This window comes from Paracoccus sp. (in: a-proteobacteria) (genome assembly GCF_046462195.1).
Lineage (GTDB): Bacteria > Pseudomonadota > Alphaproteobacteria > Rhodobacterales > Rhodobacteraceae > Paracoccus.
In genome coordinates, this window is record NZ_JBKGUN010000249.1 from 1 (window position 1) to 3,297 (window position 3,297).

The window sequence follows — 3,297 nt, forward strand, 5'->3', positions numbered from 1 at the left end:
TGGGCATCCAGTCGCTGTCCATCGCCAACCAGGCGCCGGGCGCCGTGATGTCGCTGTTCCGTGGATAACATCAAAGGGGCGCCTTCGGGCGCCCCTTTACATTCTTGATCACACCAGAACGGGAAAACGATCTTGAACGCGGTAATGTCCTTTAACGACCATGGCTATCGATCCAGCGGGCTTCGCACTGCCCGAGATGCAGAATATGATGTCTTTTCACAGGTGACGCGCATGTTGCGCCAGTCCGGACGTCAAGCGGACAACCGTGAAACAATTCAAGCCGTTCACAAGAATACGGAGTTGTGGTCCCTGCTGGCCTTTGACCTGGCCGAGCCCGGCAACGCCCTTCCCAGTCAGGTCAAGGCGGGGTTGATCTCTCTGGCAGGTTTCGCTGTTCGCCACGGTCAGGCTGTGATGGCAGGAAACGCCACCACTGATCCGCTGATCGACATCAATCTCAGCGTAATGCGCGGCCTGCGCGGCGAGGGGGCAGCATGAGCGGTCTTGTTCTGAAGCTCGCCCCGAACGAGCGCGTCCTGATCAACGGTGCCGTCATCGAGAACGGCGACCGGCGCACCAAGATCGCCATCAAGACGCCCAACGTGAACGTTCTGCGCCTGCGTGACGCCATCCATCCCGACAGCGCCCGAACGCCCGTGTCGCGCGCGTGTTATATTGCGCAACTGATGCTGTCAGGGGATGCCGATCCTGTTGAAGGGCGCCGGCAACTGGTTCTGGCGATCGAACAACTCAGTCAGGTCTTCGAGGATCGCGACAGCCGCCTGCTGCTGGCCGAGGCCACGGCCGGTGCGGTCGAGGGAAACGCCTATCAGGCCATGCGCAAACTGCGCGACCTGCTTCCTCGCGAAGCCAGGTTGTTCGCCGCCGCCCGTCAATGAGGTTGCCATGAGCGGTCCCATCTCCATCGGGGTCGGCGGGATCGCCGGCTGGAAAATCGTGCAGCGCAGCGAGGCGCGGCAGATCCAGAGCCTTGCCAAGGATCCGGTGGTTCAGCGCTCGACAACGTATTTCCAGGAAAACATTGCCCGCGCCACCAAGGCCGAGGATCTGGTCAAGGATTACCGGCTTCTCAGCACAGCCCTGTCCGCCTTCGGGCTGGAGGCGGACATTGCAAACAAAGCTTTCATCCAGAAGGTTCTGGAATCCGACGTCAGCGACAAGAAATCCTTGGTCAACAGGTTGGCCGACAAGCGATACCTGAAGATGGCGGAAGCTTTCGGCTTCGGTTCTGCCAAACCGGCCGACAAGTTGGGCGACACTGTCAGTCAGGCCTTTGTCCAACGCGAGTTCGAACGCCGCATCGGTGAGGGTGACGAGACGCTGCGCCTTGCCTTGAACGCCCGGCGCGAGTTGCAGGAGATGGGCAACCGGACGTCCAGTGACAAGACCTTGTGGTTCGAGGTTCTAGGCAACCCGCCGCTCCGCAAGGTTTTCGAGGGAGCTTTGGGTTTCGGAAAGGCTTATGGGCAACTGCCCATTGATCGGCAATACGAGGAATTCACCCGCGCCGCCGAGCGTACCCTCGGCAGTTCCAGCTTTAAGGACATGTCCAAGTCCGGCAGCATCGACCGGTTGATACAGAACTACATGGTCCGCACGCAGATCAGCATTTCACCTGCGCAGACCCGATACAGCGCAGCATTGACCTTGTTGACGGGCGGCTGACTCGTCCATGGAGTGCGGACGCAGCACGGCCGGCTTGGCGGATTTTCCGGAAACAGGGTTGCGTCCCTTGTTTTAGCCGAACAGGTTGATGGACCTGACAACAGCCAGCCACAGCAGAACGAGACGCACGACCTGTCTTGATCGAACTCGTGAACATCGCCTTGCCTCTGCGTGAAGGCGGATATGCCGGCAACGTCCGGCAGCGTATTCCACCTTATTCACGCCAGGTTTGACCGGCGCACCTTGCGCCCCGGCCGCGCATAGCTATAACCCCGGACGATTTGCGCCAATCCATCAAGACAAGCCGGGGGCAGGACCATGCCGAAAAGAACCGATATCAAGTCGATCCTGATCATCGGGGCGGGTCCGATCGTCATCGGGCAGGCCTGCGAATTCGATTATTCCGGCGCACAGGCCTGCAAGGCCCTGCGCGAGGAAGGGTACCGGGTCATCCTGGTGAACTCGAACCCTGCAACGATCATGACCGACCCGGAAATGGCCGATGCGACCTATATCGAGCCGATCACGCCCGAGGTGGTCGAAAAGATCATCGCAAAGGAGCGTCCGGACGCGCTGCTGCCGACGATGGGCGGGCAGACGGGCCTGAACACCGCCTTGGCGTTGGCCGACAGCGGCGCGCTGAACCGTTACGGGGTCGAACTGATCGGCGCGCAGCGCAGCGCGATCGAGATGGCCGAGGACCGCAAGCTGTTCCGCGAAGCGATGGATCGCATCGGTCTGGAAAATCCCAAGGCCACGATCATCGCAGCCCCCAAGCTGGCAAGCGGGAAATACGATATCAATGCAGGCGTGACCCAGGCCATGGACGCGCTGGAGGAGATCGGCCTGCCCGCCATCATCCGCCCCGCCTTCACCCTTGGCGGCACCGGCGGGGGCGTGGCCTACAACCGCGACGATTACGAGCGCATCGTCCGTTCCGGGCTGGACGCCTCGCCCATGGCGCAGGTTCTGATCGACGAAAGCCTGCTGGGTTGGAAGGAATACGAGATGGAGGTCGTGCGGGATCGCAACGACAACGCCATCATTGTTTGCGCCATCGAAAACGTCGATCCGATGGGCGTTCATACCGGTGATTCCATCACCGTTGCGCCCGCCCTGACCCTGACGGACCGCGAATACCAGATCATGCGCACGGCCAGCATCGCAGTCCTGCGCGAAATCGGTGTGGAAACCGGTGGCTCGAACGTGCAATGGGCCGTCAACCCCGACGACGGCCGCATGGTCGTGATCGAGATGAACCCCCGCGTGTCGCGTTCCTCCGCGCTGGCGTCAAAGGCCACCGGCTTCCCGATCGCCAAGATCGCGGCCAAGCTGGCCGTGGGCTATACGCTGGACGAACTGGACAACGACATCACCAAGGTGACGCCGGCGTCCTTTGAGCCGTCGATCGACTATGTCGTCACAAAGATTCCTCGCTTCGCCTTCGAGAAATTCCCCGGCTCCAAGCCGGAACTGACCACCGCGATGAAGTCGGTGGGCGAAGTCATGGCCATCGGCCGCAGCTTTCACGAATCGCTGCAAAAGGCCTTGGCCTCGATGGAAAACGGCCTGACCGGGCTGGATGAGATTGCCATCGAGGGTGTGACCGAC

The 3,297-nt window shown here is 61.1% G+C and carries 4 protein-coding genes; all 4 read left to right on the plus strand.

Annotated features, from left to right (window positions below; all coding sequences use genetic code 11):
- The first annotated feature begins 144 nt into the window (after positions 1-144).
- Positions 145-498 (plus strand): flagellar biosynthesis regulator FlaF, encoded by a 354-nt coding sequence (gene flaF, locus ACLHHB_RS15555; RefSeq protein ID WP_410219197.1) that lies wholly within the window; start codon positions 145-147, stop codon positions 496-498.
- On the plus strand, positions 495-899 hold the full coding sequence (flbT, locus tag ACLHHB_RS15560; protein ID WP_410219194.1) for a flagellar biosynthesis repressor FlbT: 405 nt from the start codon (positions 495-497) through the stop codon (positions 897-899). The genes flaF and flbT overlap by 4 nt, the downstream gene beginning before the upstream one ends.
- Positions 900-906: 7 nt before the next feature.
- Entirely contained in the window at positions 907-1,686 is a 780-nt protein-coding gene (locus ACLHHB_RS15565) for a DUF1217 domain-containing protein (protein WP_410219195.1), read from the plus strand.
- 318 nt (positions 1,687-2,004) lie between these two features.
- Positions 2,005-3,297: carbamoyl-phosphate synthase large subunit (carB, locus tag ACLHHB_RS15570; RefSeq protein WP_410219196.1), on the plus strand; the 1,293-nt coding region annotated here is incomplete at its 3' end.

What these genes read in the sequence shown, in the direction of transcription:
- flaF (WP_410219197.1), top strand. Translation starts at nt 145, where the DNA reads ATGTCCTTTAACGACCATGGCTATCGATCCAGCGGGCTTCGCACTGCC.
- ACLHHB_RS15565 (WP_410219195.1), top strand. Translation starts at nt 907, where the DNA reads ATGAGCGGTCCCATCTCCATCGGGGTCGGCGGGATCGCCGGCTGGAAA.
- flbT (WP_410219194.1), top strand. Translation starts at nt 495, where the DNA reads ATGAGCGGTCTTGTTCTGAAGCTCGCCCCGAACGAGCGCGTCCTGATC.